Here is a 25,124-nt window from a genome sequence, read left to right as displayed (position 1 = left end):
GATTATTTGTATAGAATTACATAATTTTTTCGGTCACGTTTTAGTCTGCTGAGCAATTTCCAATCATCATATCCTTTTTTGTCAAAGTGCGGAAGATCTTTAAATGTTTTCCAGTCCCCGCCCCAGTTCCAGCCATGTTTTTTGAAAATATCTACGCATTCCTGCCAATCTGAAACTTGGTCATCGTCCCAATCTTTTGCTGTGTCCCAAGAAGCGGTTTTGCCATCGATGATTAAACAGATATCTACCGCAAAACCGTAATTATGAATAGATTGTCCGCCTTTTGCATTGGTTACTTTTTTTCCTGGTTTGGTTCTGCCAAAAGCGTAGAGATCTTCCTGTTCCTGAAAAGTTCGAAGCCCTTGAGTAATACGTACTTTTGCTCTTCCAGTTAAAGCCAAATCACATTCTTCGATAATTTTGGTAACTTCTTCTCTTACTGAAGGATGAAGCAAATCAATGTGTTTTTTTGTTATTTGATCCATATTATTTGTATTAATGATTTAAGAATAAAAAGCCTTTCCCGATTGTCTGAAAAACAATCACGGCGTTAAATTGGCAATAAGATTTTTTGTGTTTCTGAGTTTTAGAATTGAAAAAAAACTCTTTTATTTATCTCATTTTGAGATTAAAATTTGGATTTATTTACACTGTAAAAATACGTCTAAATAAAGTGTTTTAGAAATATTATGGTGTTGTAAAACAGTAGTTTCAGTAGATGAACAAATGTCTTTTTGGATTTAAATTATAAAAAGAAAAGCAAAAAAATACCCGTTTCTCGAGCTTAGAAAAACGGGTTTATGATTAAGAGTAAAAATATTTTTTACATATTATCTGTATCCTTCAGTCCATAAAGGAACATCGTAAAAATAATTATTAAAACTATCTTTCTCTTTCTTAAAGGTAAATTTTTGTTTTATTTTTGATACTAACAGAAGGATTTCCTTATACGTTAGCTTATCAATATTAATATTCTGGCTTTCTTTATCAATTGCTTTTTTTGTAATTATATTTCCATTTGTATATTCATATTTATATACATGATAATTCTTTTCACCAGACATAGATACTGAATATACAGGCATTAATTTATCATCTAATAAATAAAGCGAATTGGGAGTTTCTTTCCTAATTTTAAAATCAGGTAAAATGCAGACAATTGCGAAATTTAATTTTAGCTTTTTATCTATAAGAATTCGAGTTTTGTATTGGTCAGATATGACCTTGTAATTTTTGTCACAAAACAAAACCTTACATTTATCTAATCGATCTTTTCCAAATGTTTCAAAAGAATAATCGCAGATGTATTTACTTTTTATGAGTTTATCAATATCTGATAAATATTCGATTTTAATGCCTTTATCAATACATTGTTTACTCTGTGAATTGCAATAGGCATTTATAAGTAAAAAAAGGATTATTATTTTTTTCATATGTTTCTTAATATTTATATAAAGGTTTTTTATACCGACTGAAATCCATAAACCACTTCATCTTTTGGATATTGATTCCCCCTGAACTATTGATTGTAACATCATAAAAATTTGATTTTATTCCCTCCCTCGTTAACCACAAAAAGCCTGCCCAATTTTGTTTGTGCAATCCAACATCAAAATTAAAACTATTAAATGTTTCATCTGTAGCACTCGAAAGAGTATAATTTAAAAATAAATTTCTTTGAGAGCCTTTAACAAAAAAATCAGAAAATTTATTTAAAGCATTTCGGCCTTGTTCATGATATCTTTTTCCAGGCTGTAATGATTCACCCACTATTGAACAAGCTGTAAAAACTACATTTGCATTGTCTGTTAATAATTCTTTTATATAATGTAAAGCTTTTACTTTATTTGGATCTGAGAAAATTATTTTGGGATTAACATCAAGAAGCGCAGCACCGGTTTCACCATGTGATCTCCAAACAAAGTTTTGTACAAATCTTTTTTTCTCGCCATAATAAGCTTTTAAAATATTTTGGGCATCATCAGGATTTTGAACTGCTATCCAATCATATGCACCAGAATTTTGATTCATTTTATTTTTGTCAATACCATTTTCCGCAGTAAAAATAACCAAATTTTTGCTTCCCGTTAACTTTCCTTTATCTGGATCAACTTCTTTGCTTTGAAAGTCGTTTAAATCTTCAATATTTATTGTTTTTATATATTTTGGGGATTCTTTCAAAAACTTCTCCATCTCAGCGGCATTCCTATCATCCTCAATCTGCTGTCGCCAAATGTTAAGAATAATTTGTCTAAACCTTGCCATTTCAGAAGCGCTGGTGTCATTTAGTTCTATCGTATGGTTTTTAATAATCATGATTTTGGTTTTACAGGAAGAAATAAAAAGATGCGTTTTTTTAGAGAATTTCTACTTTTACAGACTTTGGTTGGATATGGTCTGAAAATGCTGTGGTGATGTTAAGACGTAAATCATCTTCTTGTTCGATTTTACCGTCACCGCCTAGGTAACAATTTTTAAAAAGGACTTCAAGCGCTTTAAATTCATCCATTTTTGAAGCTTGCAATACCGCCGAACGAATGTTGATATCTGGTTTTTTGAAATAGGCAAAAAGAGTAGTGTCGTCATCATCTTTAATAGTGAGTTTGACTACTTTATTGTGTTTGAATTTCCATTGGTTTAATTGTGCTTGAGTAATATTTCCGTCAAGAATTTCGTTTTTTTCTGGAGCTGTTTTTTTCATTCTGAAATGTTTTTTTATTAAAAAAAGAGACTGCCTGAGCTGTATTCCAGGACGAAATGCTCAAGGCAGCCTTCTGAAGTAATTAGACTGTTTAAAACGGACTGCAAAAAGAGCTGATAAAATAATTTGCTGCAAAAATCATGTTGCTTAGAATTTCTTTTTTGCGTAACGCGATGAGTTTGGTTTTCTCTTTTGAGTCGGTTTTCTTAAACAGCTTTATGGTTTAGGAAAGTATTTTTAGCAGATTAGTTCCACTCAATATGAGAACAGATCAAATCGAAAGAAACAGCAATCTTAGTGTCTCCTTGGCTGATTCCTCTGCTGTTTGAGTTGAATTCGCAATTTCTCACTGTATGTGTGATAACTTCGTTGCTGTCATCTAAGTAGCTTACAATGATACTGAAAGGGTTAATATCCTGTAATCTTTGTCCTTTTGGCAAAGCGGCTAAAATAGCTTCTACTTCATAATTGTATAAAGTGATTGAAGCTTTTGCTTCGTATTTTCCTCTTCCTCTATGTACTGGCATGTCACCAGCTCCGTAATGGTTTTCTTTAGAAACTGAGTCGCTGTAATTTACTGCTGTAATTCCAGTAACAATGTTACCTGCAATGCTTACTTCAATTGATGACCAGCTGTGTTGTTGTCCGTTAATTAATGGCAATTTATTCATAGTGTAGCTTTTGTTTGTTTTTGATATTTTAGACAACGTTTAGTGACTATCACATTTAACTGTCTTTATTGTTTTAATTTTAGGAATTGTAATTTGTAAAAATTATGCCTTGTCAATTCCGAAAGGATTTTTGAATCCTAAATCGACCATAATTTTACGTGCAGTTCCAACAGGAGTGATTTCTGCTTTTACTTTTAATTCAGAAGTTGATAAAATGTTTTGTTTCGGATCTACATAAACATCAAAAGCAGATACTTCCTGATTCGCCACCATTCCTTCTAATGCATTTCTGCACAAATCTTCGAAACTTTTAGAAACAGATTGAGGCAGTTTACCGTCAATATCAACTAAAACCGGAGAAGCCAATTTTGGCAATAAGGCAGTGCGTAATAAACGAGTTGCTTTGTTTACAGTACGGTTGTTTTCGATATAAGCAAAATCGGAAGTTCCAGTCGTACAAGTGTGACTGTCATTAAAGTAAACACCTGCAATGCCAGTGTGAGTTTGCGTAAAAATGTATCTTTTTTCGTTTAAAGTTCTCAAATCTCCAAGTGATTTGATTTCTTTTCCACCCACAAAACCTGGTTTTGCAAAACCGTTACCCGTTAGATTGAATTTTTCGATCCAAGCGATGTTTTCAGATACTTTTGCTTTAGATAAAGCTCCTAAAGCTAATCCAACTGCAGCAGTATTTTTGTATGACTCTTGGAATGCAAATTCAAGAACAACTGAACCGTCTTTTTTCAAGCCATCAGCATCTCTTACATTGTAAATGTCTGAAGAGCTTTGAGAAGGAACTAATTCTTCACCTGATTTCAAAGTATAAACTTTGTTTGTGTCTTGTTGAATTAATTTTTGTTCAAATGCTTTTTCAACATCCATAGCAATCACGACAGAAACATTTTCTGAATTTAATAAAGCTAAAGAAGGTGATTCTGCTTCTATAGCAGGATTAAAACCTTTTCCTTCTAAAATGATTTCAAATGGCATATAATCGGTATAGGCAAGATCTGCCTGTTCTTGTGCAATGGCTAATGCATCTTTTGTTTGAGCAAATGTGGTTTCTCCAGAAAAGATAATTGCCATTTGGCGAATGTTTCCATTTGCTTTTTCCTGCATGCTCATTGCTTTTTTGACAGTATCGCTATACACTTCTGTGCCTACAAGCATAACATATAAATCGCCAGAAGGATTCATTCTGAAAAACTGCTGAATCTGATAATAAGCAGATTGTCCGTTGATGTCGTAGCTTTCATCGATACCAAGAGCTTCTGCATCTTCTAGAGAAGCAATGCGTTTGATTGTATCAAATTTTAAACTTGAAGTTTCTTCACCGCTAAAAAGCAATCCTGAAACCATATCCTGCTCTGGGTTTCTTCTTCCTAATCCGCCTGATAATTTGGTAATTACTACATCGTTTAATGTACTCATAATATAAATTGTTTTAAATGTTTATGTATTTTGATTTTGCACAAAAAGGGCAAAAGAGTGGCTGTAACAAGTAGTTAAACTTGCTATTGTAAATGTTTTATGACTTGAAAATGTGATTGTGTTTTCTAATCCAAAATTTCTGGATTGTAGTTTTGAACCTTCTCTAATATTGGTTCTTTAAGTTCAGTTTTACCTTAAGCCGTGCGGTAAAATTTATCTTTTGCTTGTGAGAACAAATTTAAGGCTCAATGCTTGGTTTTCCAATTTTTTGAAGTACCAATGCCAGTAGTTTCAGTGCTTTATGCTTTTGCTTCTGTAGCAAGACCTTCGTTTATAATCGTATAAATAGTGCGTTCTGTAAGGAACAAAGTGTCTGAAAGTTCTGCAACTACAACTTTCATTTGTTTGGCTTGATTAGTGTTAATATAGTTCATAACATAATCTCTCCTTTTGTCTAATAATGTTCTGCTTCTTTTCATGATTTTTCGGTTTAGAATGTATGTTTATTTTTTTTGTTTCAAATGGCTTTGTATAGTTGTGCTGCAGTTCTTTCAGACTAAATATTGGCGCTTAAATCGACATTTCCTTCAACTTGATTTGGATTTATTTCGATTATATCTGAAGTTAGATTGTATCCGAGTTCTTCCAATTCTTCATTACTCAATCCGTTATTGAAAAGAATGTATTTCTTTTTTAAACTGTTTTCGATTAAAGTCGTTTTGTAAGCAATCTCCCAGATGAAATAATCATTTTTACTCCAATAATCATATTCGTTGGTACATTGTTTTTCTTTTACTTTAAAAGTCGAATTAGTATCAATAAGTGTATTATTGTTATTTACTGATAGTATAGATTTATCAATGCGTTGCGCAATTTCAAAAACCTTTTCATAATTTGGAGAAAGAGCACTTCCGATTGGCATTACAAGATAAAGACAAAACGAGACATCGGCTTTATAGTTTTTTTCAGAAGAGGTTTCCCAAGATATATTGTCATACTTAAACATTACTACAGGTTTTTCTATAGATGTTTTAAAAACAGCATCACTATATAAGTGAACTGTTAACGCATCAGAATTAAATTCTGTTTCAATGGCGTTTTTCTTTTCGTTATAAAATTCTTTTAAAATCATATGTTGGATTATTTTGAAGCAAATTTAAAACATATGTTTTGTTTTTGCAAACATATTACGTATAAATTTGCAGTAATTTCAGTAATATGATTTAACTGTTTGACTGTGAATATGTGTAATAGTTCCTATTTTTGTTAAGATTTGTATGCTGATAATCAGTGTTTTGTGAATTTTTTATTTAAAATTGTGATTATTAGCCATATATTGTGTAGTTTTGCAACATATACTTGAAGTTTTGCTTTAAGTAAAACATATTACATAAAACAATAAACGAGTTGAGTATGGAAATACATGATAAAATAAAACGTATTATAGACGAAATGAAGTTGAACAACAACTCATTTGCAAAGTTAATTGGAGTTACAAGCACAACTATAGATAGTATTACAATTGGAAGATTACAAGCCGATGGAGAAAGAAAAAGAACCAAACCAGGTTTTGATCTTCTTCAAAGTATTATTACACATTGTCATGTAAACCCGGATTATTTTTTTGGTGATAGTGAAGATATTTTTGCGAATAAATCTAGTAATGCGGTTAGTTTACATGTACCGAAAATTATAACGGTAAATGAAGAAGGCGATGAAAACATCAACTTTGTTGGAGTAAAAGCTCGTGCAGGATATTTAGACGGATATGCTGATCCTGAATATATGGAAAGCCTTCCTTCTTTTAGTATGCCAATGCTTAAAAACGGAACTTACAGATGTTTTGAGATTAAAGGAAATTCGATGTCAACCACAATTCATGACGGAGATTATCTTTTCGGAAAATATGTAGATAATTTTGATGATATTCTTGATGGAAGAATTTATGTAATTGTCAGTAAGAACGATGGAGTAGTGGTAAAAAGGGTTTTAAATAGAATTAGAGAAAGCGGAAAATTGATCTTAAAATCTGATAACCGAGATGGAAATTATCCGATGTATTCTATTTATGCCGAAGATATTCTTGAAGTTTGGTACGCAAGCATGTATGCATCCAGACAAATGCCCGATCCAATTAATATTTATGAAAAGCTTCATGCTCTTGAAAGTAAATATTTTGAATTGGAAGAGGCTTTAAAAAAGAAGTTGAATTAATATTAAAAAGCCTTAAAATAAAAATACCTCTTGAAATTAATGACAAGAGGTATTTTTGTAATCAGTTGAAAGAAGTTATGAGATGCTTCCTGTTCCTGTACCAGTCTGTGCCGATGCACTTCCAGTTGTTGTTACTGTAGTGGTTACAGTGCCGGACTTTACAAATGCTTCAATAGCTTTTGCTAATGCTTCAGCTGTATCTTTTCTTGCTTTATCAGATTTGTTTGAATTGTCAGAACTACTATCAGTATCAATGGTTATTTTTGAGCTTGCTTCTAATGCTTCTAATATTTTTTGTTGTAGTACAGGTGTTGCTAATGCCATTTTTTAAGTTTTTAGTAAATTTTTTAAATTGGATTTGATTGTAATTAAGTTGCCTACATTGGGACCAACTCCTTGAACAACTACAATGTTTGAAATTTCGGTTATAATATTTTCTAATTCGGTCAGAAGGTTTTTTTTTCCAGCATTAATTTTAAATTTATCATCCATTTCAAAATTTAAATCGCCTTTTTTAAAAGAAGTTTTGGTATCAGAAATAAGGGCTTCAAAACCATCTTTTATAGTTATTTTGACTTCTTTATCTTGCAAATTAAAAATAGTAGCGCCTTCATTAATACTGATATATTGGCCATTGATATTGAAACTGTTTTTAGAAATTTCTTTCCCGTTTTCATCATAAAAAGAAGCGCTGATGTTTGGTTGTCTTCCTAAAAATTCTATCTGTGCAATGTTTTTATAAGAAGGCTGTGTGGTTGAGGTTGTATCAGTATTTCCTGCTTCTTTTTCTTTAAACAACATTTGAAACTTATCAGCATCAATATCAATTTCCAAGTATTGATTATTATCATTTTTGAAACGAATGAAATTGCGTTCTACTTCAGAAAATTGCGAAATAAACGCTCTAGTTTCAACCCCATCAATAATTGAAGCCAAAACCCAGCTGTATTTTTTAGGGATTGTAATAATTCCTTGTTCCAGATCTTGAATAGAAGCTTTTAGACGCACATTTTTAATAATGGCGCCATCAGCTCGCATAATATTTACGGTATAAGCATCTTCTGGATTATGGAGAGATTCTTCTTCTTTGTTTATTTCGATAACTTTGGCAGCAAAAGTTTCAATATTCTGATTACTGCTGGCAACATTTTTTATTAAATCTTTTATATTTCCCATTTTCAATTTTTATACAGATTCGACTCTTCTTCCTAAATAAATTTTCTGTCTATAGCCGTTTTCGCCATAACTGCGTTCTACTTTTTCAACCTGAAAAGTTCCATTTTTTTCTTTATCTTTTGCATTTTCAAGAATCACTTTATCTGTCGGACGCACAAATGGTTCTCCAAAAGTCAGTATATAACCTTCAAATCCGTTTGGTTTAGACTGCATTGCTCGCAAAGCGCCGTATTGATACAATTCTGAAGCGATTTCTGTTGTTGTTTTATCAAATAAGGCTGGATCATTAGGTAAATTTTCATTATCGCTATGTAAAACATGTGTTTTTAAAAGCTGGCCGTTAGGATCTCCTAATTCGATATAAATTGGACTGTTTGAATTCTTAAAGTATTTTTCAACTCTAGTTCGTGTATTTTTGCTGGATTCGTTGACAACAACCAATTTATCTTCGATAATATTATGACGAAACCTGAAATTGACTCTTCCAGAAAAACCGCCTGAAACTGCTTGAATGGCTTTGTTTAATTGTGAAGCAAGAAGATTTAAACCTTCATTAATCAGTTTTTTTACAAGAGCGCCAGCCAATGGGCTTTTAATAAAATTACGATCAATAAAACCTGATAATTCATTGGCGGTGTGTTGCTGAGGATTATTGGTAATCGTAAGAACTGGACCAGCTATTTCGGTTTTAAAATAGGTGTAAACTCCCTTGTCTTTTAGCATTTCAAAAACTTGAGCCAAACTATGATTTCTGCTGACAATAATGTTTCCAATATTTTCATTTAGCGCATTGACTTTAAAAGGCAGTTTCAGTTCTCTGATTCTTTTTTCGAAAAATGTTTTAGGATTAAAATTGTCAACATTGGTGGCTGGATTAACAGCAACAAAATTAAGATTGTCCTTTTTATCCTGGACATTGTTGTCTTTTACGGCTTTTACTTTTTTAAAAGCATACATTGCATCTTCGCAGGTTATTACAGCATTAGTATCTGATTGAACTCCTGTAATGTATCCTCTAAAAGCAGGCTTGTAGTCGCCATCGTATCCTAAGAATATTTCGATATAACTTTCAAGTTTAAAGAAATCATGGATTGTTTTTTCTCCTCCGCTGGCATTTGTAAACAGACTTTGATCAAATCCTTTTGTATCAGTATACACTTTCTGTGGCATTACAATAGTTGCCGTATCGGTAAGTGATTTGTACGAACTATTTATGTTTACGTTCTTTACATAATTAAATTCATAAAATTTAGGCGTGGGAATAAGGCGTACAGTTTCGTAAACTTTAATTTTGGCATTGAGTTTAAGCATTGTCTCTAATTATTAGTTCGACAGTTTCATCTGATGTGGCGCTGGCCGTAAATTTTTGAATATTTTTTGTTCCCGAAATAGAAGGAATCGAATAAGAATCAATAACTAATTCATAGATTCCAAATCGGTTCAAAATGGCATGTGTTACTCTTAAGGAATATGGAGCATTAAGGAATTGTTTTAATAAAAACAGCTTCTCTTTTGGATATTCATCTCCTGTTTCATTGGCAATCAGTCCTTCAATAGAAATGCTGAAATCGCCATTTGTAATATGTTCCTTAATGGTTGAATCTCTTCCTTCAACATTTTCTTTTTTAATTATTTTAGAACGGCTTAGATTTACAGTAACAGCGTCGACTCTTAAACTTGGCAGATTAAGATCATTTTTTGCGAGAGGTTCAAAAACCAAAGGAGCGAAAACGCGAAGATTAAATTCGCCGCCAGTTTTGTCAATAATAAAATCTTTCGATTCAGATTCGTTATAATTAATACCGCTGTATTCGATGTCTTTGGCTTCTAAAATTTCGTTTACATTAAAATTGAATTTCATAATGATTTTGTTTTTTATTTTTTAGTTTGAAAATGTTTTAGCAAAAGCTGCCATCATAGTGTTTTCCATTCTGTTGTCATTGTGTTTTTGCAGCCAGAGCGCTTCCTCAAGAAGTTTATAAAATTCATCCATAGTAAGTTTGTATGGATCGACCTGAAAAGCATATCGAATAAGAGCAGCCGATTTCTTAAACTCATCTTTTTGAGGTGTTGAGTCTATGTTGAATTCACTATCTTTTTTGATTATTTCGATGATTGAGTTTCCTGAAGCAAGCATGAACTCGTCATTATAATTTTCTTTCTCAAGTAGGCATTCTTTAAATAAAAATAGAATCGCTTCATGTGGATTATCTTTGTATAAGTTTTGATATTTTAGATAGATTTCGAAAGTTGGTTTTTTACAATAAGCTGTAATTGATTGATTATCAGAAGTAAGTTTTAATATCTGACCGTATTTTTCTTTAAGGTTTTGGATAAATATTTCGTCTGTCATTATTTTGTTTTTATAGTTTAAATACAGCTGTCTTTGCTTTCTTTTTTTATGATTTCAGCTAAACTTTCACTTTTTTCAATTGAAGTTGAAGGAGTAATATTGAAGTTTTCAATAAAAATGCTACCTGAGGATGTTGATTCCAAAGGATTTTTAAAGTTGCTCATGTCTGGTATTTTAGGCGTTTCTCCTAAATCTTTCGGCACGTAATCCATGATTGATAAATATTTAAAAGTTGATATAATTATTTGAATGATTAATGCAATTAAAGTGCTGACTTTTAGGAAAGTTTCTTAAAAGTAAATTCTATAATCGCGTGTTTTTGGGAGCTCTAATAGATGAATTAGAGTATGTAAAAGTAGAATATGTGAAGCCGAAAAAAGAATAATTAGCACTTGGTTTTCAGTAGTTTCAGTAGAAAAAAAACGCTATGTTTTTGTAAAAAAAAACACCCAGAATCAATGGGGGATTTATATTCCTCTAATGATCCTGGGATATTTTTATTTTGAGTAGAACAATTTTCAATTTCTACAAACCTCTGTTACATCTCTTCTTCAGAAAACAGTGGAATAATACTGGATAACGCAGCTGATAAAAATAAACCTGCCAATTTGATTCTATTGATTGTTATCAATGATAATCCTGCATCTTGTAAAAGGTCGAATTTGGTGTCAATTAATCCTGTCAAAACAATTAAAAGACTAATAGCTACAGTAATTTTTGCTTTGTTCATAATAATTAATTTAAAATGTTTTTTGTGATTTGTTTTTTCATTTTATCTATAATTACCAAGTTGTTAAGGCAGATCTAACCCATGTATTTGTTGCTGTACACACATATATGTAATTTGCTGTTACTCTTATTTCTCCTAAATTACCAGTATCTGTTGAACTAGTTGGCGCTGTGTTTAAAGTATCTAGTTTATATGATTTTGCACTAACAGCACCTTTCAATATGGTTTTGGTAATAGTATTATTTCCTAAAGTAACGGAGTTATTTCCTGCACCTACAGCAAAGTTTCCAATTACTATCTCGTTAGAGCCAGCATCTTCTGAAGGCATTGCTCCGGATCCTAAAAATATTGAGCCCTCACAAGAAAGGTTGTCTCCATTTTTAGAGGTGTATCTACCTGCTTGTATTCCAAGAGCAATATTCCAAGAACCAGCAGTCATATTTTTTAAAGCAGTACGTCCAATAACTGTGTTAGATGAGCCATCAGTATTAAATTGCAAAGACTCTTCGCCAATAGCAATATTTCCATTCCCATTTACAGTATTCATCATTGCCCATGATCCTATCGCTAAATTTGAGAAAGACTGATTGTTAGATAGTGCTGAATACCCAATAGCTACATTACGACTACCAGAAGTATTGGCCATCAGAGAACCATAACCAAGTGCGACATTCTCATTTCCAGTCGCATTTAAATATAGAGCGCCATGCCCCAAAGCTGTATTATCTCTACCTTCAGTATTATTCAATAAAGAGTAGCCACCAATGGCTGTATTGTATTGTCCTGTTGTATTAGCTCTTAATGCGGAATGCCCAATGGCAGTATTGCGATCTCCTGATGTGTTATTTAGCAAGGTATCCGTTCCGTATGCAATATTGCCAACACCAGACGAAATATTCATCATTGAATTAGGACCAAAAGCGACATTATTTAATGCATTGTTGCCTGCTGTACTGGTAATAGATGAGTTGTTAATCCATAATCTAGTTGGATTTCCTAAGTTATCAGTTAAATTTCTAAATGTTCCATCAAGTGCTAACCCATCTGCAACTTTAATTGCTCCATCAGGAATTGCAGCAGTTAATTCTATATTTCCTTCACCAACAATCGATTCTCCATTAATAGTTTTAAAATCGTCAGTAGTTGCTAATATGTAATTACCTGCTGTTTCTTTATTTGGAAAAAACAGTTCAGTATTTACTATTGGATTTGCTGATGAATTAATCATCATATATTTCCCTGTAGCAGTATTTTGATTAGTTATCTTTAGCTCTCCATCTTTCATAGATATTGATACTGCTTTTTTCAAATCAGTATCAACATTATTCAATTCCAGCATTTCTCCACTTAAATAAAATCTGGAGTAGCCATTATGTGAGTTACTTAAGATTCCAGCTTCTCCATTTATGAGAGCAGCGCTTCCAGCGTCCATTACTTGTTGTAAAGTAGGAGCACTGCTGATATCACCTGTTCCAATAATAGACTGACCATTGATGGTTTTGAAATCGTCTGTAGTTGTTAAAACGTAAGATCCATCATTGCCTGTAGGTGCAGGGAAAGAGATGGTATTATTTCCAGTAGGCGGTAAAAAATTTACTGTGGTAATTTTACTCCTATCTATCGAATTTGTTTGGTTAAGAGAGAATATTCCTGAAGTCATTTCTATTGAAGCCTCTTTGTCATCACCTCTATTTGTTAAATTATGATAATTTTTCCCCATTTCATGAGAAGAAAAAATATTATAATTTGCAGCACTTCTAATAGTTGTTCTGCTATTTACAAATTCACCTTCGCCCTTTAAAATATCCACGGTAGCGTTTCCTGAATTTTTTGTTCCTGTAGTATTGGCATTTACAATTCCTTGAAGAGATAAATCTTCAGTAGTAGCCAAAGTTTTTGTTTGTCCTTCTTCTGTAATTGCAGGCATTAAAACAGTTGTGTAATTTGCTGTGGTATTTGGATTCAATTTTAAAGTAGAATAGTTATTTGAATTTGAATTGCCAAATCCTACCCCATCAGCAAATAAAGCTGTAGTTTCTCCTGTAGTTAATTTAGTAATTTCAATTAAATCACTTTTTAAAGAAACTATTTCATTCTTATCTGGAGTGTACTCATTTGAGCGTTTTATCTCTACCAGTTTTGGCGTAATTGTATTTTCATACGTATCTCCATCTTCACTGCTTTTAAATAATGCCTCAAGATATGTTTCGTTTCCAGTTTCTAATACTTTTTGTAAATCAGGAGAACTTACATCATCTAAATCGCTTAATAAAGCAATTGTTCCTGTTTTAGGCTGAATTGTTTGGATAAAATGCCCTTGCTCAGAATTATCAAATTGTAAAAAACTTGAATTGCCATCAATTGTGGTATGTCTTATTTCATTGTTTTCCAATTGTAATGTGCTTCCTCCGAAATGAGAAACAGTGATCTGTCCTTTATTTTCAATATATACAAGACCATCCGTTCCTACTGTGTGGAAACCTTGACTAGATAAAGAAGAATTTGTACCATTGTTTCCTCTAAGAAGAACCCCCATATTGTTATATGTAGTGGTAGCTCCTCCATTTGACTCAAAAATCATTTCTTTAGTTGAGGTATTTCCATTAGCTAAAGTTTGATCTAAATTTTGTAATCCGCCTTCTTCAATCGTAATATCTCCATCACCTATAACAGATTCTCCATTAATCGTTTTAAAATCAGGTTTGTTAAGTAATTGGCTAAAGCCAGATTCACTATTCCAATCTGTGTTTACTTGTGGAGCATGTGCGTTTATATCGGCAATGTGATCATTTAAAGCAATTTTATCTGCTTTTGCATTCAATAATTCGTCTATTCCTTCAACATCTTTTACTGGAACTTTGTCTAGTTTATGTCTAAACGAATCCCAAGTGTCCCAGAATTGCTGTTGAGAAGGTTTTAAAGTGGTTTTGAACCAGTTTTTTATGGTATTTAATGTTTGTATAGCCATGATAATAATGTCTAATTAAGTTGTTGTTTTTGGATTTTTTAGGGGTTTGATTTCTGATTTAGAAAATTTTTCAAATAGTTTTTGTCTGGAATTTTAGGTATTTTTCTAATACCTTTTGATAATACATAACTCATAGTGGTATTTGTTATAATTGAATTAATAATATGTTCTTCTGGAAATGCTTTAAGAATAACAGGAGTAGATTTCTTTATGCAAAAGAGATGCTGTTATTTAATTTTGAGGATGTAAAAGTAGGTTAGAAGAACACTAAAAAACGAAAAAAAAGACCTCTGTATTCTGTAGTTTCAGTAGAATATAAAACCGTTAACAATTAAGAGATTTTGTCTCTCATTGTTAACGGTTTTATTTAAAGAAAAAATATTTGGGTTCTTAAATTATTGAATTGATGCAATGGCCTCCTTTTTTCCAATACTGATAATCTACAGCCCAAAGAAAATAGACAAGGACCCAACCTGCACCGGATAATGTTTTATCTTTCTGATTTTTACCAAGTGCGCTTGAAATTGTTTCGCCTTTCATACCAAACTGATAGCCGGTTTTCTTTCGCAAAAATGTATTCCAAAGAGTACGAAATTCATAATTTGCAAAAATGTCCAAACCAATTGCACCAGTAAAAAAATATTGATTTAGAGTTCTGAGAAAGCCTTTTGCTCTTGCATTTTTTAAAACAACTACAATGATGTTTAATGCTGTCAAAGGCAAAAATAAGATAACAGCAATTAGATATAGTATTAATCCCATTTCTTAATTGAATCTTCCTGAGTTATCTTCTTCTAAAATATAATTTCTAAGAATATCACTCAAATTCATAGGTGTGTTGAGCATTATATTTGAAACATAATCAAAAGCTGGTTCAGTAAGAAATTTTTCTTGTAAATTTTTCACATTGCCATTCTCATCTTTGTGCTCAACATAATCTGGATTTGCTACAGGATTAAAATTTTCATCGCGAACAAGAATAGTTTGCTGATTATCAATATGCCATTCAGGAACTTCTTTTTTTAATAATTGGCTGACATTTTCACCATCTTTAAAGTAAGAAATTGTATAATACAAGTCTAATAATTGTAAGTCAAAATTAAGAACTATTCCTGCTATTTGAATTTCTCTTTCTATAGTTTCAAATACTGGACTGTTTGAAATTTTTTGGACAATTTTTTGTGTTTTCATTTTTTTTATAATTTTATAATTGATGTTGAAATGTTTGTGTAAGATGATCCAGAAATTGCATTCATGCCATTTTCATTATATGGATCTTCGTAAGAGAATGTAATACTTGGGTCAAGTGATATTATTGAATCATTGAATTTTAAATTTCCGTTACCATTGTAACCTGTGTAACTATAGGTTTGCAGAGGGTAAGATCTATAAACTGTATCAATAATATTTCCTTTCATATCATATGAATTTTCTTCATATGATAAAATTGACCAAGAATTAATTCCATCAGATGCTGTGGTAATAATAATAGGGATTTCATAAGACCTTAAATTAGTTGATGTTGCACCTGTTCGTTGTATTCCATACATTTTAATTTTGCTTTCACCGCCAAATTTGCAGTTCATCCCTTTTAAGTAAAATTCAAAAACTACATTGTCTGGAAGATAAAATCCAGGTTCAACAGGCAGATATCCATCTTCGTATTGATCTACAGTTTTTAGCAAATAATTGCCAGTTTCAGCAGATCCGAATGCATTCATTATTGAAGATGCAAAAGAGGACATGGTTGTACTGTAAGGGCTATAACTATTTGTAACGTTACTAGTTTTCGAATTTCGATAAGTAGTCTGTAGATATTTTACTGCATCTGATTCATCTATTATTTTTTTGCGAGTAGAACCTGTCGAATGATATAAATTTCCTTGTATATCTCGTTCGATTGCTCCACTTTGAGGAACAGTAGTTAATGTTCCATTTGGAATAATAAGAGGAGCTTTTGTAGCAGTTCCATAACAAGTATTTACAGCATCATAACAAATTGCCAAAGTTCCGCTCTTATTAGGAAGTGTCAATAAATTAGAGTTCACATTATTTAGGTCATCCATTAAGGTAATACCACCACTTGCAGATCCGTTAGAGTTAAAGTGTACTCCATTTTTATTAACATAAAAAAGTTTAGTGCCAGATGTATTGTATATAGTAAATCCAAGATAATTCATGACACTTTTTGCTTGTCCTAAATAATCAGTTGTAGAAATGTCATTGTTCCAAATTAGAGGCAAACGTCTCAGCCAATTCCACCAATTAAACAGTTTGGAACGACTAACAACTTTATTATCTTCTGTAACCGAAGTTGTTATTTGTGTTTCTGCATCAGTTGCAATTGTTGCCGTAAGCTTAATTTCATTTAATTGTTTTCCCATTTCGGCAGTAAGAGCCTTTGTAATGCCGCCAGTAGTGAAATCATTTACCAAAATAGTGTCAAGTGACATTTGCACTTGTTCAATAGCATCTACAATTTCCTGAATCGTGTCAAGATCAACATTATCAGAAGCAAGTAAAGTATTAATGCTATCAATCTGATTTTGTAAAACAGTTCCCTGTTCAGCACTTAGTATAGATTCTGAACCTCCAGTAGTCAAATCGTTTATTATGGTTAAATATTGGCTAGCAATTTTAGCTAGATCATTTAAAGGAACATATCCGCCAGCAACACCTTTTTGCGATTTGTCTTCTTTGCTGGCTTCTAATTGCTTACCCATTTCGGCAGTTAAAGCTTTTGTAGTGCCTCCCGTTGTTAAATCATTTACCAAAATAGTGTTCAATGACATTTGAATCTGTTCAATCGTATCAGCAATTTTTTGAAAAGTATCAAGCTCAGGATTATCAGAAGACAATAATGTTTTGATGCTGTCAATTTGGTTTTGTAAAATAACTCCTTGCTCAGCTGAAAGCATTGATGTTGTACCGCCAGAAGTAAGATTATCTACAATCTCTAAATACTGATAAGCAATTTTTGAAAACTCATCTAAAGGAGCATAACCTAAAGCGATACCTTTTTGTGATTTATCTTCCTTAGCTGCGAAAAGTTCAGAATGAGCTGTATTGTCATTTTTATGTTCGTCTAGCTCTGATTTTTCTGCTTTTGCATTTAGAATTGATTCAAGTTCTTCAACATCTTCTAAGGGAACTTTCTCCAATTTATGACGGAAAGAGTCCCAAGTGTCCCAGAATTGATTTTGAGAGGGTTTCAAACCTGTTTGAAACCATTTTTTAATGGTATTTAATGCCTGAATTGCCATGTTTAAATTGTAATTATAAGGTTTTGATAATTCAACTCTTATTAGGTATTGAAAATGACTTTACATATAAGAATCATTTTTAGAGTTGAGTAAATAATTTTTGAGAAAGATTTTTTCGATAGTAAACAATCAAAATTACTCTTGTCGGGAATTTTAGGCATTTTCCGTATGCCTATTGAAAATAAAAAATCCATAACGGTTATTTTTAAGTTGATTAATAATAAAAGTCGAGTGGTATTTTTTATGAATTCAAAGACACAATTGCAATGAGGTAAAAAAATGCAATGTGATTATTTGTTTTTGGAAGAAGCAAAAGTAGGAAAAAGAATATGTTTTTGATTGAAAAAAGTCGATGGTTTTCAGTAGTTTCAGTAAAAAGAAAACCTGCTGAAACTACTGAATTCAAAGGCGTTGTAATTTTAAAAACATAAATGATGGGCGTACTTTTGTCTCCAGAAAAAACGTTTCATTATGAATAGAAATACAGTTCACAATTTCAATATTTTAATAAAAAATAATTCTTCTTTAGAAAGCTCTGAAGATTTAACAAAAAGCTTTATAAAAGAATTTGCTCAGGTTTCAAAAGAAATCAACGAGCAAAAAGATATCGTACAAATTTGGCAGGAGCAAAATGCTTCAAATAATGTCGTAAACAATACTTTAGACTCGGCGGGAGAAGGCGTTTTCGATACCAATGCTGCAATTAAAACAGTCCCATCGTTTAGCAATACTTCTTCGGCTTCGGGGTCAAATTTATTTCCTGGATCAACGCTTAATGCTTCAATCGGAGGAGGCGCTTTTGATAGTACTGAAAGTACAAGTATGAGTTCTTTCGGATCAACTGGCAATACTCTTCCGGTTTCAGAAGCAGAAAATACAGTTTTAAGCAATGCATTTAGTCAGATTTACGAAAGTATCGATACAAAACAAATGCTGATAGTACCACAAATGCTTCAATCAAATAACAATGAACCATCGATGGAACTTATCAAAGCCGAAATCAAAAAGAAATTAGATCAGGCAATTAAAGAAAATAATCCTGAAGCGATTCAATATTGGACACGTATTAGCAAAGCTTTTGAAGAAGGTGCAATAGCAGTAGATTTCATTGATAAACCAAATGAAATTTTGTTTACAGAAATGTATTTTGCGCTTCAAAAATGGCATCTTCCTGTAATTGGCGAATCTGAATTCAATAATGTAAACTGGGAAGACGTCAAGGAATTAATGATTTTAAAATTATTAGAATTATCCAAAGAAAATGAAGATTCCCGTATAAAAGCCTATTATAAAAGATTGATCTCTGAAATTAAAAGATCGGATATTGATATTAATAAACTTTTTTCAGAACATGATGAGCTTTTTATACTCCTAAAATCTGTTTTTCCACAACTTCCAAGTAAAATTACTATTCAAACAAGAAAAGAAATATATCCGAATCTAAGCCCTAAAAAGGTGTATCCAGATATAGGTGTGCAAAGTATTTATTATATCTGGTCGGAAACATTACTGGACGAAGTGGAAATAAAATATGCACAAGGTGAAAAGAGAAGAAATAAAGAAAAAAAATATCCGAAATTAAAAGAAGGCCAGTGGTATGATTTTGATAGAATTGATTATCCAGATAAAAGCGGCTCTACTTTCTGGAATGCTTCCATATACAATACAATGAATGCTCAACATTATTTGTATAATACAATTGCACAGCGTCATGCTTACTACAAGTTTGTCGATGCTTATTTAAAAACTAAAGGAATTATATCAGAATGGTTTGATGCTGCAGCAAGAGTTACAATGGGCTCTATAGCATCCGCAATAGATGGAGAAATTGCATTAGGATCTGCCGAAATGATGAATTTATGGTATTTATCCGATAAGAGCGATGAGTTTTTGAAAGGAGGTAATAAATATCTCTTTGCAGAAAACATGAATAATGTAAAACTGCTTTTAGAAGGAAAAGGTAGATTAAGTGGTGAATTTATTGATGCAAAAGGAAATAAACAAAGTTTTAAAAATCTAACTAAACAAGAATTAGATTTTAAATTAGTAGAGTTTGAACAAACTATGGTTCAGGATTATATAAACTCTTCTTTTCAAGATTTAGATATTAATCTAATGAAAAAAACATTAAGTGAAGCTGGTGTTACTGGAAATGATGAATTAGATGAAATTGTCGCAGAAATTAACGAAAATTTTACGCTTTGGATGGCTCCCGATCTAACACAGGATATTATGGAAAAGTATTTTACGGTAGACGGAAAAATAACCTTCAATTTCGCAAAATATGATGACAGGGTAAAATTGGGCCAAGTTATGGTAAAAGAATTGTATTATTTGAAACTAAGCGACACTTTTAAAGCAGAAAGCCTCGATAAAATCATCAAAAAGCCTCAAAATTATAATGCTGAAACAGAAGAATACTTTATCATTAATCAAGAGAATGCTGTAAAAGAGCAAGTAAAACATCTGAAAGAGTATAAAATATTAGAACGATTAGAGAGAATAAAAGCAAATATAGATAAGGGTGCAATTAATAGTAAAGGATTTAATAAAGTTAAGGATGATGTAAAAAAATCTATTAATGAAGAGATTAAAAAGTCAATAAATGCTATAAAGGGACAAATTAAAAAATCATTGTCAGATATTGGTGACGAAGTTTCAGAAGTGGCTATTACCATTGATAGCATACTTTATAATGATTTGAAAGAACTTTATGAGTACCTAAAAAAGGAACTTGAAATAACAGAAAGTAAAAAAAATGGTAATCAAGATTATACTGATTTAGTAGAAAACTTATTTAATGATATGAGCGAAATTCATGAAATAAGTGAAAAATTAAGAAAAAAAATAGCGAAAGAGATTCAAAAAACAGTAGAAGTAGTGAAAGAAGAAGGCAAAGGATTGCCAGATAAAATTGCTGTAAATGCTTTGGTTAAAACGGCAGAACATATTTACCCTGGAGTTGGAAAACTTAGAGATGGTAAAAAGAAAATATCATTTGAAAAAAGTTACGAAGAAACGGTTGCGATTCTCTTATATGAATTCGCAATGGGTGAGGGACCAGAAATCCGTAATTTTGATTACCATCAGCATAAATTTGCACAACAGCTCTTAAAAGGTAGAATGATGGAAGAAATTATGGATGAGACTTTAAAATTATTGCGACAAACCAATTATGATTTTGAAAACAAACCTGATAGTAAAGATTTGAAAATTGATTTAGAGTTCAGTCCAACTTTCGAATATGCTATTGAATCAATAGACAAACATTTAAACTCTAATTTAGCACAAATATTTATTGGTGGAGCTTTCGCTTTAGTACATATTCGAAACAAAAAAATTGAAGGATATGTCTTTAACCAAACAGGAAGAAGATCCTTTATACTTCACATAGCAGGTGATATAGAAAGGAATAATGAAGGAGGAAAAGAAGCCAAACTATCAACAATCAAACAAAGGATTTATTTTACTTTTGAGCTTCCATAAAAGTAGTATATTGCAGGAAAATTAAAACAAATGAAAATAAAAATAGCACTGTTTTTTTTAATTATAGTTTACGGATTTACTTCTTGCCAAAAAGAAGTTTTAGGAAAATACTATAATATCGAAGACGATAAAGCAGTACATTATGTAGATTTTAGGGCTGACGGTACTTTTTATCATTATTATAAAAAGGATACAGTCGAGAGAAGCCATTCAGGGAACTGGACCCGAGAAGACAATAAAATTCATATTCTAAACTGGGAAGAATACAGTAAGGAATATTTAGAAATTATATCTGGTATGGGAAAAGCAGAATTTGGCAGTACACTTGGCAATCAGATTTTTTGGATACATGGGGCAAGACTTGATATTACCCCAGACGGGAGTAATAATGCAGATTACATAAAAGAAGAAGATGTAGAAGAAGTAAGGGCGGAAAGAAAGAAAATAGAAGCAGAAAGAAAAGCCTATCTAAAAGATAAAGACACTTTTTATTATCCTAATAGCAAGACCATTAAAGCGATTGGAATCATAGAAGATGATGCTAAGAATTATGATTGGAAACACTTTTATCCTACAGGAGAGTTAGAATCGCAAGGAGGGTATTCATCAAATAAAAAGATGGGTATTTGGAAAAATTATTACAAGAATGGCCATTTGAAAGAATTAGGAGCATTTCAGGACAGTTTAAAAGTGGGAATGTGGGAGTATTATCATGAGAATGGAAAATTAAAAGAGAAAGGAATTCAGATCAATATAGAAAAAGCAGGATTAAATGAAATACCCCAAAATTTTAGTTCTAAATATTATATAACCCAAAAAAGAGGAATCTGGAAATACTATAATGTTGATGGAAAATTAATTCGGACCAAAGAATTTCCTTCTAGAGAAAAGGCATATGACAGTCTATATTTAACATGGAGTGAAAATAAGGATAAGCAAAGTGTTATTTTTCAACGTGAAGAACTTATTAAAAAAGAAGACAAGTACTATAAGGATTATAAGGCTTCATTAAAAAATAAGTAGTATTTAAACTGATTGGCACAATAAATCTATACGGTTCAATAGTAAAAACCTCCAAAATCAATTTTGATTTTGGAGGTTTATTTTTAAAGCCTCAAATCATATCGCTCCTCAAAAAACGTCTTTCCCCATTCCTCAACCTCTTCCGATTTCGTCAATTCGAACCCCATCATTTTATACATTCGAAGCGCTTTGTCTTGCATGTTTGTAGTAAGCAGGAAAACATTTTTAAACTTTTTCTCTTTGCAAAAATCTACAGCTTCAGTCAATAATCTTTTGCCAATTCCAAGGCCTCTAAAAGCAGAATCCAGAAGAAACCACCTCAGTTGGGCTTCTTCGTTTGGCTGATGCACAATGGCAACACATCCCACAATTTTATTATTGTATTCTGCCATCCAAATTCGGTCATTTTCTGGAGAATATTTTTCTAAGAAATCGTAAAAAGTCTTGATCACATATTTCTCAAAATCAGTCGAAAAATTATATTCTTTGCCATAAATAGCACCATGCAGATGAATAATGTAGCCAATATCTCCTGGCGTTATTTCATGGCGATACGTAATATCTTCTCGCGCTATTTTATTTTCTGTCAGCAGATTTCGTACAGTATTCATTGAATCAACTAAAATTTCTTTTTCTGAAGAATTTAGTTTCTCAATTTTACCTTCAATCTTGTTTTCAGATTTAGCATTTAAAACGCTTAATAATTCAGTTCCAGAATCTGTCAATTTAATGTCAAAAGCGCGTTTATCGTCTTCTGAAGCAACTCTTTCAATTAAGTTTTCTTTTAAAAAACGTTTCAAAATTCGGCTTAAATAACCTTTGTCGAGATTTAAAATTTCAGTGATTTTCTGTGCTGTTATGGTTTTGCTTTCGCTGATTTCATAAAGGATTCGTATTTCTGTTAAAGAATATTCGCTATCTAAATAATGTTGACTTAAGATATCTAAATGTGCCGTATAAAATCGGTTGAAACTTCTGATTTTTGAAGTTGTAGTATTCATGATTAAAATAGTGTATTGTTGAGGTACAAATATATAAATTTAGTTGCTTTTGTCAACTAGTTTTTGATTTTTATTTTTTTGGAAAGAATTTTGAAAAGAATAAACCCATCTTAATGCATTCTCATTAATTATTTGTTAAGCACTTTTTCTGCTTTTTGTAAGAGAAAGATTGTTATACCAAACAAAATATTTCATTTTTTACGCGAAATACTGCAAACCCTTATTTTTCAGTTGGCTTTTGACTTCAAATGTTAATAATATGTTTCGTTTTAGAAAGGTTTTATTAATGTAAACGTAACCTAATCGACCTACCCTCAGCTTTAATTTTGGAGACATATAAGAAGAAACCAATACTTTGTATATGCCAATTTTAAAACAACAGGATCATTATCAAGACAAAATCAGAAAAAGTGTTTTGGCTCACACTTTTGATTTGATTAATCATAAAATAATGAATCATGTATAAGAAGTTTACAGACGAAGAACTTGTCGAATTATTAAAATCGGGCAAGGATAAAGCTTTTGATGAACTTTATTTTAGGTATCGAGATCTGCTTGTTCGGTTTGTATATCTCCGAATGAAATCAATCGCCATTTCAGAAGAAATTGTGCAGGAAGTTTTTACCTCTATTTGGGAAAGACGCAAAATAATTGTAATCCAGAAAAGTTTTGCGGCGTACATCTACACTTCGGTTCGCTACATGACTTTAGATTATATCAAATCGCATGAAGTTACCGATCAATACATTCAAGAAGTTTTAGAAAAAAACACTGTTTCGCAAACCAGTTATAATGCGATCGAAGATTGTATCTATTATGACGAGTTGCAAAAAGCGGTTGATGAAGCGGCATCATTACTTCCTAAAAAATCAAAAGAGGTTTTTATTCTCAGCCGAGTAAAACAGTACACCAATAAAGAAATCGCCGAAGAATTGAATGTTTCCATTGAAACGGTAAAATACCATATTACTTATGCGCTGAAATTCATGCGCACCTATTTAGGCGAATTCAATTAAAAGTAAACTTCAGATTAAGAACCCAACTTTTTTCTTAACAGAAGCGTAACCTTTTGCGCCTACCTAAAATTACAATTCCCAAGACATACTAGTATAGACATAAAGAAATTATAATGCCTGAAAATTCAAATAACGAAATCAAAAATTTTTTAGAAGGAAAGTATTCCCCAAAAGGACAAGAAATGTGGAATAAATGGTACGATCGTACAGATGATTTTTTTGATAATATGGAACTGGTTCAATCAGACCGCTCAAAACTGAAAAAAGAATTAAGACAAATAAAGAATACCAATAAAGTTATTTCACTTCAATATAAAAACTGGGCTGTTGCAGCTTCTTTAGTTTTCCTTGTTGGATTATCTGTGTTTTTCTATTCGACAAAAAATGCTGCAGAAAGCAAACAGTTTGCAGTAAAACTAGGCGAACATGCTCAGATAAAATTAAGTGATGGAACAAAAATCTGGCTGAACGCTGGAAGTGTTCTTAAATATCCGAAGGAATTTAAAGGAGATACTAGAGAAGTGTATTTGAGCGGAGAAGCTTTTTTTGACGTAGCCAAAGACAAGAAACATCCTTTTATTATTCATACCAATAAAATGGATACCAAAGTTCTCGGAACCAGTTTTAATGTTCAAGCTTATCCAGACCAGACCACACAAGAAGTTTCGGTGGCAACTGGAAGAGTAAACGTGAAATCGACTGTTACAGAAGAGAATGTATATGTAACTCCAGGACAGAAAGTGGTTTTTAAATCGCAAGATAATAAGCTTCAGGCTTTTAAAGATGTTCCGGTTAATACCATTTCGTTATGGCGAAAAAATATTATGGTTTTTGAAGAAACGCCTCTACCAGAAGTTGTAGCCACGATCAATCGCAATTATAACGTTTCGATCGAAGTCAAAAACAAGAGTTTAAACGATTTAAAGATTAGCGCTTATTTTAAGGAACTGACTGCCGATCAAGTGATTGTGTTGGTGTGCAACATCATCAACGCTCAATACAAAATGGATTCTGGGGTTTATAAAATCGAATAATTCTTTAAGCAATAAAAATAAAACTACGTAGCAAACTAATAAACAAAACAATTACAC

Annotated in this window: 25 protein-coding genes; 5 read left to right on the top strand and 20 right to left on the bottom strand. The window is 31.8% G+C overall.

The features are described from left to right. Positions 1 to 2: 2 nt before the first annotated feature. The 8 genes from BLP44_RS07770 to BLP44_RS07735 form a co-directional block, all read right to left on the bottom strand. Entirely contained in the window at positions 3 to 485 is a 483-nt protein-coding gene (locus BLP44_RS07770; protein ID WP_091131265.1) for a M15 family metallopeptidase, read from the bottom strand. 345 nt (positions 486 to 830) lie between these two features. Then, positions 831 to 1,433 (bottom strand): hypothetical protein, encoded by a 603-nt coding sequence (locus BLP44_RS07765; RefSeq protein WP_008461934.1) that lies wholly within the window; start codon positions 1,431 to 1,433, stop codon positions 831 to 833. Positions 1,434 to 1,440: 7 nt separating this feature from the next. Beyond that, positions 1,441 to 2,316 (bottom strand): hypothetical protein, encoded by an 876-nt coding sequence (locus tag BLP44_RS07760; RefSeq protein ID WP_008461936.1) that lies wholly within the window; start codon positions 2,314 to 2,316, stop codon positions 1,441 to 1,443. A gap of 40 nt (positions 2,317 to 2,356) precedes the next feature. Beyond that, entirely contained in the window at positions 2,357 to 2,701 is a 345-nt protein-coding gene (locus BLP44_RS07755) for a hypothetical protein (RefSeq protein ID WP_008461937.1), read from the bottom strand. Between the two features lie 245 nt (positions 2,702 to 2,946). After that, a complete protein-coding gene (locus BLP44_RS07750) occupies positions 2,947 to 3,372 on the bottom strand; it encodes a hypothetical protein (protein ID WP_008461938.1) in 426 nt (141 codons plus the stop codon). A 102-nt stretch (positions 3,373 to 3,474) separates the two neighbouring features. Further along, positions 3,475 to 4,803: a DUF2586 domain-containing protein gene (locus tag BLP44_RS07745; protein WP_091131262.1), complete on the bottom strand. Its 1,329-nt coding sequence runs from the start codon at positions 4,801 to 4,803 to the stop codon at positions 3,475 to 3,477. A gap of 299 nt (positions 4,804 to 5,102) precedes the next feature. After that, positions 5,103 to 5,282 (bottom strand): hypothetical protein, encoded by a 180-nt coding sequence (locus BLP44_RS07740; RefSeq protein ID WP_035690512.1) that lies wholly within the window; start codon positions 5,280 to 5,282, stop codon positions 5,103 to 5,105. A gap of 77 nt (positions 5,283 to 5,359) precedes the next feature. After that, the gene (locus tag BLP44_RS07735; protein WP_091131259.1) at positions 5,360 to 5,935 is read right to left on the bottom strand and encodes a hypothetical protein; all 576 of its coding nucleotides are present in this window, start codon (positions 5,933 to 5,935) and stop codon (positions 5,360 to 5,362) included. A gap of 281 nt (positions 5,936 to 6,216) precedes the next feature. On the opposite strand from BLP44_RS07735, the gene BLP44_RS07730 reads away from it, so the two are divergent. Next, the gene (locus BLP44_RS07730; protein ID WP_008461941.1) at positions 6,217 to 7,017 is read left to right on the top strand and encodes an XRE family transcriptional regulator; all 801 of its coding nucleotides are present in this window, start codon (positions 6,217 to 6,219) and stop codon (positions 7,015 to 7,017) included. Between the two features lie 75 nt (positions 7,018 to 7,092). Here BLP44_RS07730 and BLP44_RS07725 read toward each other — a convergent pair whose 3' ends face one another. The 11 genes from BLP44_RS07725 to BLP44_RS07675 form a co-directional block, all read right to left on the bottom strand. Then, on the bottom strand, positions 7,093 to 7,341 hold the full coding sequence (locus tag BLP44_RS07725) for a hypothetical protein (protein WP_091131255.1): 249 nt from the start codon (positions 7,339 to 7,341) through the stop codon (positions 7,093 to 7,095). Positions 7,342 to 7,344: 3 nt separating this feature from the next. Continuing rightward, positions 7,345 to 8,193, bottom strand: a complete 849-nt coding sequence (locus tag BLP44_RS07720; protein ID WP_091131252.1) for a hypothetical protein — start codon at positions 8,191 to 8,193, stop codon at positions 7,345 to 7,347. A gap of 9 nt (positions 8,194 to 8,202) precedes the next feature. After that, positions 8,203 to 9,504 carry a hypothetical protein gene (locus BLP44_RS07715; RefSeq protein ID WP_091131247.1) on the bottom strand — a complete coding sequence of 434 codons (1,302 nt, stop codon included), beginning with the start codon at positions 9,502 to 9,504 and terminating at the stop codon, positions 8,203 to 8,205. Then, complete coding sequence (locus BLP44_RS07710; RefSeq protein WP_008461951.1) at positions 9,497 to 10,054, bottom strand: DUF6046 domain-containing protein; 558 nt, start codon at positions 10,052 to 10,054, stop codon at positions 9,497 to 9,499. The genes BLP44_RS07715 and BLP44_RS07710 overlap by 8 nt, the downstream gene beginning before the upstream one ends. A 21-nt stretch (positions 10,055 to 10,075) precedes the next feature. Continuing rightward, positions 10,076 to 10,546, bottom strand: coding sequence for a hypothetical protein (locus BLP44_RS07705; RefSeq protein ID WP_091131244.1), 471 nt, complete (start codon positions 10,544 to 10,546; stop codon positions 10,076 to 10,078). 17 nt (positions 10,547 to 10,563) lie between these two features. Continuing rightward, the gene (locus tag BLP44_RS07700) at positions 10,564 to 10,758 is read right to left on the bottom strand and encodes a hypothetical protein (protein ID WP_008461955.1); all 195 of its coding nucleotides are present in this window, start codon (positions 10,756 to 10,758) and stop codon (positions 10,564 to 10,566) included. 326 nt (positions 10,759 to 11,084) lie between these two features. Next, positions 11,085 to 11,276: a hypothetical protein gene (locus tag BLP44_RS07695; RefSeq protein WP_091131241.1), complete on the bottom strand. Its 192-nt coding sequence runs from the start codon at positions 11,274 to 11,276 to the stop codon at positions 11,085 to 11,087. Between the two features lie 52 nt (positions 11,277 to 11,328). Next, positions 11,329 to 14,244 (bottom strand): hypothetical protein, encoded by a 2,916-nt coding sequence (locus tag BLP44_RS07690; protein WP_091131238.1) that lies wholly within the window; start codon positions 14,242 to 14,244, stop codon positions 11,329 to 11,331. A 390-nt stretch (positions 14,245 to 14,634) separates the two neighbouring features. Then, positions 14,635 to 15,006: a hypothetical protein gene (locus BLP44_RS07685; protein WP_008461958.1), complete on the bottom strand. Its 372-nt coding sequence runs from the start codon at positions 15,004 to 15,006 to the stop codon at positions 14,635 to 14,637. A 3-nt stretch (positions 15,007 to 15,009) separates the two neighbouring features. Beyond that, positions 15,010 to 15,435 carry a hypothetical protein gene (locus BLP44_RS07680; RefSeq protein WP_091131235.1) on the bottom strand — a complete coding sequence of 142 codons (426 nt, stop codon included), beginning with the start codon at positions 15,433 to 15,435 and terminating at the stop codon, positions 15,010 to 15,012. A gap of 5 nt (positions 15,436 to 15,440) precedes the next feature. Beyond that, on the bottom strand, positions 15,441 to 17,507 hold the full coding sequence (locus BLP44_RS07675) for a Clp protease/crotonase-like domain-containing protein (RefSeq protein ID WP_091131232.1): 2,067 nt from the start codon (positions 17,505 to 17,507) through the stop codon (positions 15,441 to 15,443). 471 nt (positions 17,508 to 17,978) lie between these two features. Here BLP44_RS07675 and BLP44_RS07670 point away from each other — a divergent pair, with 471 nt between their 5' ends. Beyond that, positions 17,979 to 20,993, top strand: coding sequence for a hypothetical protein (locus BLP44_RS07670; protein ID WP_091131227.1), 3,015 nt, complete (start codon positions 17,979 to 17,981; stop codon positions 20,991 to 20,993). Positions 20,994 to 21,023: 30 nt separating this feature from the next. Continuing rightward, positions 21,024 to 22,016 carry a toxin-antitoxin system YwqK family antitoxin gene (locus BLP44_RS07665; protein WP_091131223.1) on the top strand — a complete coding sequence of 331 codons (993 nt, stop codon included), beginning with the start codon at positions 21,024 to 21,026 and terminating at the stop codon, positions 22,014 to 22,016. Between the two features lie 83 nt (positions 22,017 to 22,099). Here the strand turns inward: BLP44_RS07665 and BLP44_RS07660 are convergent, their stop codons facing one another. After that, positions 22,100 to 23,017, bottom strand: a complete 918-nt coding sequence (locus BLP44_RS07660) for a bifunctional helix-turn-helix transcriptional regulator/GNAT family N-acetyltransferase (RefSeq protein WP_091131220.1) — start codon at positions 23,015 to 23,017, stop codon at positions 22,100 to 22,102. Positions 23,018 to 23,475: 458 nt separating this feature from the next. On the opposite strand from BLP44_RS07660, the gene BLP44_RS07655 reads away from it, so the two are divergent. Together BLP44_RS07655 and BLP44_RS07650 are read left to right on the top strand one after the other, a co-directional pair. Then, positions 23,476 to 24,033, top strand: coding sequence for an RNA polymerase sigma-70 factor (locus BLP44_RS07655; protein ID WP_091131216.1), 558 nt, complete (start codon positions 23,476 to 23,478; stop codon positions 24,031 to 24,033). 113 nt (positions 24,034 to 24,146) lie between these two features. Next, entirely contained in the window at positions 24,147 to 25,067 is a 921-nt protein-coding gene (locus tag BLP44_RS07650) for a FecR family protein (protein WP_091131212.1), read from the top strand. Positions 25,068 to 25,124: the final 57 nt, after the last annotated feature.

Origin of the sequence: Flavobacterium anhuiense (assembly GCF_900101855.1) — a bacterium.
Taxonomy (GTDB): Bacteria; Bacteroidota; Bacteroidia; order Flavobacteriales; family Flavobacteriaceae; genus Flavobacterium; species Flavobacterium anhuiense.
This window is presented reverse-complemented; position numbering and strand designations above follow the sequence as displayed.

Excerpts from the sequence above, each read along its gene's own strand:
- BLP44_RS07725 (WP_091131255.1), bottom strand. The coding sequence starts at position 7,341 with ATGGCATTAGCAACACCTGTACTACAACAAAAAATATTAGAAGCATTA.
- BLP44_RS07730 (WP_008461941.1), top strand. The coding sequence starts at position 6,217 with ATGGAAATACATGATAAAATAAAACGTATTATAGACGAAATGAAGTTG.
- BLP44_RS07675 (WP_091131232.1), bottom strand. The coding sequence starts at position 17,507 with ATGGCAATTCAGGCATTAAATACCATTAAAAAATGGTTTCAAACAGGT.
- BLP44_RS07750 (WP_008461938.1), bottom strand. The coding sequence starts at position 3,372 with ATGAATAAATTGCCATTAATTAACGGACAACAACACAGCTGGTCATCA.
- BLP44_RS07745 (WP_091131262.1), bottom strand. The coding sequence starts at position 4,803 with ATGAGTACATTAAACGATGTAGTAATTACCAAATTATCAGGCGGATTA.
- BLP44_RS07740 (WP_035690512.1), bottom strand. The coding sequence starts at position 5,282 with ATGAAAAGAAGCAGAACATTATTAGACAAAAGGAGAGATTATGTTATG.
- BLP44_RS07705 (WP_091131244.1), bottom strand. The coding sequence starts at position 10,546 with ATGACAGACGAAATATTTATCCAAAACCTTAAAGAAAAATACGGTCAG.
- BLP44_RS07695 (WP_091131241.1), bottom strand. The coding sequence starts at position 11,276 with ATGAACAAAGCAAAAATTACTGTAGCTATTAGTCTTTTAATTGTTTTG.
- BLP44_RS07700 (WP_008461955.1), bottom strand. The coding sequence starts at position 10,758 with ATGGATTACGTGCCGAAAGATTTAGGAGAAACGCCTAAAATACCAGAC.
- BLP44_RS07715 (WP_091131247.1), bottom strand. The coding sequence starts at position 9,504 with ATGCTTAAACTCAATGCCAAAATTAAAGTTTACGAAACTGTACGCCTT.
- BLP44_RS07770 (WP_091131265.1), bottom strand. The coding sequence starts at position 485 with ATGGATCAAATAACAAAAAAACACATTGATTTGCTTCATCCTTCAGTA.
- BLP44_RS07690 (WP_091131238.1), bottom strand. The coding sequence starts at position 14,244 with ATGGCTATACAAACATTAAATACCATAAAAAACTGGTTCAAAACCACT.
- BLP44_RS07710 (WP_008461951.1), bottom strand. The coding sequence starts at position 10,054 with ATGAAATTCAATTTTAATGTAAACGAAATTTTAGAAGCCAAAGACATC.
- BLP44_RS07670 (WP_091131227.1), top strand. The coding sequence starts at position 17,979 with ATGAATAGAAATACAGTTCACAATTTCAATATTTTAATAAAAAATAAT.
- BLP44_RS07650 (WP_091131212.1), top strand. The coding sequence starts at position 24,147 with ATGCCTGAAAATTCAAATAACGAAATCAAAAATTTTTTAGAAGGAAAG.
- BLP44_RS07755 (WP_008461937.1), bottom strand. The coding sequence starts at position 2,701 with ATGAAAAAAACAGCTCCAGAAAAAAACGAAATTCTTGACGGAAATATT.
- BLP44_RS07735 (WP_091131259.1), bottom strand. The coding sequence starts at position 5,935 with ATGATTTTAAAAGAATTTTATAACGAAAAGAAAAACGCCATTGAAACA.
- BLP44_RS07660 (WP_091131220.1), bottom strand. The coding sequence starts at position 23,017 with ATGAATACTACAACTTCAAAAATCAGAAGTTTCAACCGATTTTATACG.
- BLP44_RS07680 (WP_091131235.1), bottom strand. The coding sequence starts at position 15,435 with ATGAAAACACAAAAAATTGTCCAAAAAATTTCAAACAGTCCAGTATTT.
- BLP44_RS07720 (WP_091131252.1), bottom strand. The coding sequence starts at position 8,193 with ATGGGAAATATAAAAGATTTAATAAAAAATGTTGCCAGCAGTAATCAG.
- BLP44_RS07655 (WP_091131216.1), top strand. The coding sequence starts at position 23,476 with ATGTATAAGAAGTTTACAGACGAAGAACTTGTCGAATTATTAAAATCG.
- BLP44_RS07665 (WP_091131223.1), top strand. The coding sequence starts at position 21,024 with ATGAAAATAAAAATAGCACTGTTTTTTTTAATTATAGTTTACGGATTT.
- BLP44_RS07685 (WP_008461958.1), bottom strand. The coding sequence starts at position 15,006 with ATGGGATTAATACTATATCTAATTGCTGTTATCTTATTTTTGCCTTTG.
- BLP44_RS07765 (WP_008461934.1), bottom strand. The coding sequence starts at position 1,433 with ATGAAAAAAATAATAATCCTTTTTTTACTTATAAATGCCTATTGCAAT.
- BLP44_RS07760 (WP_008461936.1), bottom strand. The coding sequence starts at position 2,316 with ATGATTATTAAAAACCATACGATAGAACTAAATGACACCAGCGCTTCT.